Genomic DNA, 6,020 nt, shown 5'->3' with positions numbered 1-6,020 from the left:
TCATAAAGCCTATGAAAGACATTTTTCATTAAAATTAGCTTTATTTTGTCTTTTAGAAGGCCTATTAAAGACAGTTTGCATACTTTCACTTGAGCTTTTGTCCCTTTGAAGGCTTATAAAGGACAACCCGGTCAATTTCATCCGACATTTTGTCCTTTTGATCACTTATAAAAGACATTACACTATTAAATCAACAATCTTTTGTCTTTGAGCCGTCTTAGCTAAAACAAACTATTAAATGAATTAAACTAAATTTTTGTATCTAGGAAGGAGCATGTTGCTATGATTGAAAAAGAAAGACATGTCCTTGTCATTTTACCTCATCCGGATGATGAGGCGTTTGGTGTATCCGGTACGTTGGCCACCTATATAAAGCAAGGAACACCAGTTACGTATGCGTGTTTAACTCTAGGTGAGATGGGCCGAAATTTAGGAAATCCACCTTTTGCTACGAGAGAAACATTACCGAAAATCCGTAAAAAAGAATTACAAGCATCAGCAGAGGCAATTGGGATTAAAGACTTACGCATGCTAGGATTCCGGGATAAAACCGTTGAATTTGAAGACGAGGAAAAATTAGCTGATCTGTTCTCGGAAATGATTAAGGAACTAAATTCTTCTCTAGTCATCACTTTTTATCCTGGCTACTCTGTCCATCCGGATCATGAAGCGACAGGTCGTGCCGTTGTACGGGCAGTTTCACGCTTTCCGAAAGAGCAACGTCCGAAGCTACATTGCATCGCTTTTTCAAATAATTGTGTGGAAGAGCTTGGTCAACCGGATATCATCAATAATGTCCGTGAATCCGCAGAAGAAAAGATTAATTCATTAAAAGCCCATCGTACGCAAACGGGTTTCTTCATTGAGGATATGATTAAAGGTTATAAAAAAGGGGATCCGGATGCTGTGAAACGAATAGAAATTGAGCATTTTTGGAGTTATAAGTGGGACGATGAATAAAGTGCTCCTTTAGCTCAAAAGGGGCACGCCATTAAATCTTTTCACCAAAAAAATAATAGTAGTATAAACCACTACATTTGGTTTGTACTACTATTTTTGCTTTCCCGCCATATTCCTTCTATTATAAAACTCGATCCGAATACATCGTTATTTCAAATAACACCTCCTCATCAACGTCACCCCCTAATCCAGGTTTATCGGGAATATTGACATATGGAACATCGTATTTTAAATTTCCGACATCTTTAGCAAATTTTAACGGACCTGTTATTCCATACTTGTAATATTTTTCTTAGAAAAGGCTAAATGTAAACCTGCTGCTGAGGCGATAGAGGATTCGACCATTGACCCGATTTGACATTCGATATTTGCCATTTCTGCCATATGAGTAGTTTTTTCCCAGCAAGATCATAACAAGCAATATCAATTGCAACTTTCGCCGTTGGTACACCATACACTGTTTCATCCATAATTTCATGTATTCGTTCTATATCCAGCGGATTTTTCCCAATTAACTTTGGGGCAATGCTTGATTTTAACACATGATACGTACTCTCTACTGATTCCCCTGTCACATGCTCATCTGGAACCCCTTCGCCGTAACCAACTATTCCATCATCGGTCGTCACTTTAATAATAATTGAAGGCATCGAATCATATCTTGCATAGCTAACAACAAACGGATCGATTAACGGTAATTCAATAGCAAACAGTTCAATTTTTTCAATCTTCATCTAAGCAGCTCCTTTAACGTTACTAAGATGGAGACACTGAGTGAACAAATTTGCGACTAATCTATAGATAAACATATGCATCAACTTGCGCTATTAATCTTCCATAAAATTAAACTCTTAATATAAATGACATGCTACCATGTGACCGTTGGAACTGTCCTTTAACTCCTGCTTTACTTTCTTACATTTTTCCATCGCAAATGGGCATCTCCTATGAAAAACACAGCCTGATGGTGGATTAATAGGTGAAGGAACGTCCCCTTTTAAAATAATCCGTTCCCGTTTTACTCTCGTATCTGGAATTGGTATGGAAGATAACAATGCCTTTGTATACGAATGTAGTGGATTCTCAAACAAATCATCCGTAAGTGCCATCTCAACTAAATGCCCTAAATACATAACACCGATTTTATCTGAAATATGATGCACGATACTTAGATCCGATTATAAATACATCACGAACTCGTCCAAAACCAGATACGACTTGTTTGTGGGTTTTATTTTCTAAATCAAAGGCACGAATCCCTTGGCCACGTAGTTGCGCAACAAAAAGCGTTCCTTTATGAAAGGCCATTCCCGATGGTGCCCAAGTGGTTGAACCCGAGTGAAAAAGGGGAGTTTCCATATTTCCTTTCTTTTCATTTCCTTGAATCGCTGGCCACCCATAATTCGCCCCAGGGACAATCAAGTTTATTTCATCATAGGCGAAAGAAAAAACAGCAACAACCAATAATTGTTTTTCAAATGCACCATCTCTATAGAAAGAATCTTCGCAATTCAGCTATATTTTATCCAATTTTCACTACTTTTATCTTCATGTACATATCATGTAAAAAATCTGCCCAAAAAAAGGAAAAAATTGAACATCAATTATGAGAATGGTAAAATGTTGACTTGTTCAAAATAAAAACAACAAAATTGTTCAGTAAGTCTAAAAAAGGAGATTGTTTAATGACTGATTTAAAAAACATAAAAGATTATGATGTATATATAGCAACAATGGACGATGCAGATGAAATTTTAAACTTATTAAAAGACACTGCTCGTTGGGTAAGTGAAAGACATCCTGACCAATGGGATTCTGTTATTGTTGGAGAAGATAATGAGGAAATTTTGAACGGTATTCGTGATCATGAAACGTTCATGATTAAAAATAATGAGGGCCGATTAATTGGTACATTTACTCTTTATGATTATCAAAATGAGTGGGATAAAGGATTATGGGGAGTTAAAGATGATAATGCTGCATATTTACATAAAATCGCCATTCACCCTGAATTTACAGGTGGTGGCTTAGGTAAAGAAATCATTGAATGGATTATTGATTATTTAACTAGAAAAGGTAAAGAATATTTCCGTCTTGATTGTATTGGAAACAATGAAAAGTTGAATGAATTTTACGATAAGAAATGTGGTTTAACAAAAGTAGGATCTAATAAAGGGTTCTCTTTATTTGAGAAGCGTTTAATATAATTTTCGTTGGCGGACGCTTTCAAGCCGGCACAGCCTCAGCCGGCTAGAGTTGCCGCCAACTTAATTTTAAATTTTATAGCCACATACTTTTCACTATTTACTTAAAAAGTTATAGCTATTATTCACCAACCATGCCATCGTTATCACGGTCGTCCATGTATTGGTAAAGCCAATGATCTCGAGTAATTGGCATTTTATAACCTGCTTCTTTTGCTTCTTTAATTGTTACTCGACCATTACCATCTTTATCGACACGAGAAAGGTCGCCCTCTTTATTTGAATTAGATGAATCAGTAGATTTACTGCCCGTTAATCCAAGGGATTCGTTAACCTCATCTGGATTTACATTGTCAAATTTATCAACAATGACGTTCCCATTTATTGTATACGTATACTGATAACTTGATGGAATCTGTGTTTCTGTATTTGGATAGGTGATAATGGCTTCAAAATTTGTCGCTCCTCCTGCTTTACGAAGCACGTTTTCCATATAAGCTTGATCACCATGACGGTTTAATGTACTATCTTGTGGGGTAATATTATATGCATTTGATACTCCACCAAGCGAGTCAGCAATAACATGTCCTTCATCTAAAACTGAGCTTTCAACACCAGGAACCTTCGCCTCATCAGAACAATATCTGCCATTCGATAGTACAGCTTCTGAATTATCATCTTGTAAAATAATTTCATCCGCAACCACGCGTACGAGTTGCCCATATTCATTCGTAAATGCCCAATATTCACGATCGCCAAAACCGATATTAACAATAACGTTCGCCTGGCGTTGACCAGATAAATCACAACTATCTACTTCAATTAGTTTGTATCCAGGAAATCGATCTTCACTTGCTTCGGACTCAGTTTGTTCCGCCTCTAGATTTTCATCTTCAACGGTCGCTGTTGATTCTTCATTTTCAGTTTTTTCATTTGTTTCTTCCGTCACTACTTCTTCTTGTGAATCTGTTGTTGCATCTGAGCTTGATGCATCATCAACATTTGTACAACCAACGATAAAAATAATCGTTAAAAGTAAAACTAAATAACTTAATGTTTTTTTCATATTTGGACTCTCCCATACTTTTTCATAAAACTACACCGAACATTGTTATTTTAACATAGTTTCAATATCCTCTGTGTTTATTTGCTAAAGCAAGAAAATAGTAAGTAATGGGAAACCTTCTACCTCGCTAGATACTCTATTTTGCAAAAAAAATAACAGTCCAATATCCTAGTAATTGAACTGCATCAAATGTTCCTCTAATTTTTTATTAAAATTTCTTCACCTATAATTTCGTCAAAATATTTATATGGTAGCATTTCATTATCTAATCGATCTTCATCAAATAGATGGTCAATAAATAGTTTAGCAATAAGCTCATCACGATTATTTTCAATACGAGTAATTGCATGAACGGTTAATAGTAGATCACACTTGTATTGGCAATTCGTTTTACATGAAAAAGAGCCTTTCGAAATGAAAGACTCTCAAAAAATATTAATCTATTGTTACTGTTAAGCTTTTAATTTTTAAGGATGGGGAACCGATATAGCCTTGCATTCCCATTGGTGAGAACGCTAGGTCAGAACCTACTTGTTCTACATCCTTTAGCAGTTCAAAAAAGTTTCCGGCAATTGTCATTAAGTTTGTTGCACCAACGATTTCCCCGTCTTTTACATAGTAGCCATTTGCTGCTAGAGAAAAGTCACCAGAGATTTGGTTAGCACCGGAATGGAGACCAGCTAAGTTCGTAATAATTATTCCTTCTTCTAAATCGCAATAAAGTTGTTCATACGATGTTTCGGAAGGAACGATGTAAAAGTTTGTCGGACTAATTCCAATTGTGCCTTGGTAAGATGGTTTATAACCATGACCCGTTGATTCCACGCCATCTTTTTTCGCTGTTTTTAAATTATAGAAAAATGTTTGTAGTTTTCCATTTTCAACAATGGCTAATTTTCTTGTAGGAACACCTTCTGAATCAAAGGTGCCACTGCGAAGCCCATTTGGTAAAAACGGATCGTCAATTAGTGTTAGAATGTCAGAAGAGATTTTTTCGCCAATTTTTCCTTTTAACTGGGATTGCCCTTTTTGCACCGCTTCTGCTGAAAAAATTGGGACAAAAGTAGCTAATAATGATGCTGCCGCTTCATTTTGTAAAATAACCGGGTACATTTTATTCGGATACGTTTTTCCACCTAAATAACTTAACGCTCGATCAACCGCTTCTTTTGCAATTTCATCCGCGTTAAACTTTGATAGATCTTTTCCAACTTTAAAGGTGAAACCGGATTTAATTTCTTCGCCTTCTTTCACGACAACAGAAAAAACAACATACATGAAATTATTTTTATCGTTTACTTCTAATCCTTTATTATTAAAAATCGCTTTTTCAAAGGATTGTTCCGAAAGTACGGCATAATCTGTTTGCACGACTCGATCATCTAGTTCATATATTTTTCGCTCAATTTCCTTCATTAAGGCTATTTTTTCTTCGGCAGATGTTTGCTCTAAACTTGGTGAATAAAAGTTATAATCAGCATACTCACCTTTTCCATCATAAAGTTCTTCCGGTTCATCTTCGATTAGAAGTGCATTTTCCTTCGCGTTTTCTAGTAGGAAATGAACGGTATCTTCATCAAGTCTTTCCGTATAGGCATAGCCCATTTTCCCATCATATAAGCCGCGCACAGAAACACCGTTAACTGTCGAAGACTCATGGCCATCGATTTCACCTTTAAATAGTTTTACATTAAAATTGCTTGTTTTTTCATAGTAAACTTCTAAATTAGTAAACCCTAATTTTCTACCTTCTTCAAAAATACGGTCACGAAATTGTTTAATATCCATAA

The 6,020-nt window shown here is 35.9% G+C and carries 5 protein-coding genes and 2 pseudogenes; 2 read left to right on the top strand and 5 right to left on the bottom strand.

From position 1 onward, the window contains the following. Window positions 1-285 precede the first annotated feature (285 nt). Window positions 286-960 (top strand): bacillithiol biosynthesis deacetylase BshB2, encoded by a 675-nt coding sequence (gene bshB2, locus GW534_RS09425; RefSeq protein WP_161920773.1) that lies wholly within the window; start codon window positions 286-288, stop codon window positions 958-960. Between the two features lie 121 nt (window positions 961-1,081). Here the strand turns inward: bshB2 and GW534_RS09420 are convergent. The 3 genes and pseudogenes from GW534_RS09420 to GW534_RS09410 all read right to left on the bottom strand — a co-directional run bounded on the left by GW534_RS09420 (window position 1,082) and on the right by GW534_RS09410 (window position 2,382). After that, window positions 1,082-1,694, bottom strand: a pseudogene (locus tag GW534_RS09420) (mandelate racemase/muconate lactonizing enzyme family protein). 117 nt (window positions 1,695-1,811) lie between these two features. Then, a pseudogene (locus GW534_RS09415) lies at window positions 1,812-2,135 on the bottom strand (oligopeptide/dipeptide ABC transporter ATP-binding protein); the annotation flags it as partial. Then, a complete protein-coding gene (locus tag GW534_RS09410) occupies window positions 2,104-2,382 on the bottom strand; it encodes a PQQ-dependent sugar dehydrogenase (RefSeq protein ID WP_246204055.1) in 279 nt (92 codons plus the stop codon). The pseudogene GW534_RS09415 and the gene GW534_RS09410, both read right to left, overlap by 32 nt. Before the next feature lie 263 nt (window positions 2,383-2,645). On the opposite strand from GW534_RS09410, the gene GW534_RS09405 reads away from it, so the two are divergent. Further along, window positions 2,646-3,167 (top strand): GNAT family N-acetyltransferase, encoded by a 522-nt coding sequence (locus tag GW534_RS09405; RefSeq protein ID WP_161920768.1) that lies wholly within the window; start codon window positions 2,646-2,648, stop codon window positions 3,165-3,167. Window positions 3,168-3,285: 118 nt separating this feature from the next. On the opposite strand, the gene GW534_RS09400 is transcribed toward GW534_RS09405, so the two are convergent. Then, window positions 3,286-4,230: a DNA/RNA non-specific endonuclease gene (locus tag GW534_RS09400; protein ID WP_161920767.1), complete on the bottom strand. Its 945-nt coding sequence runs from the start codon at window positions 4,228-4,230 to the stop codon at window positions 3,286-3,288. Window positions 4,231-4,665: 435 nt separating this feature from the next. Continuing rightward, entirely contained in the window at window positions 4,666-6,018 is a 1,353-nt protein-coding gene (locus tag GW534_RS09395) for a TldD/PmbA family protein (protein WP_161920766.1), read from the bottom strand. Between the last annotated feature and the right edge of the window lie 2 nt (window positions 6,019-6,020).

The organism is Pallidibacillus pasinlerensis, assembly GCF_009996845.1.
Lineage (GTDB): Bacteria > Bacillota > Bacilli > Bacillales > Caldibacillaceae > Pallidibacillus > Pallidibacillus pasinlerensis.
This window is presented reverse-complemented; position numbering and strand designations above follow the sequence as displayed.

Bases quoted from the DNA above. Each gene is read 5' to 3' on its own strand.
- GW534_RS09405 (WP_161920768.1), top strand. From the start codon at position 2,646: ATGACTGATTTAAAAAACATAAAAGATTATGATGTATATATAGCAACA.
- GW534_RS09400 (WP_161920767.1), bottom strand. From the start codon at position 4,230: ATGAAAAAAACATTAAGTTATTTAGTTTTACTTTTAACGATTATTTTT.
- GW534_RS09395 (WP_161920766.1), bottom strand. From the start codon at position 6,018: ATGGATATTAAACAATTTCGTGACCGTATTTTTGAAGAAGGTAGAAAA.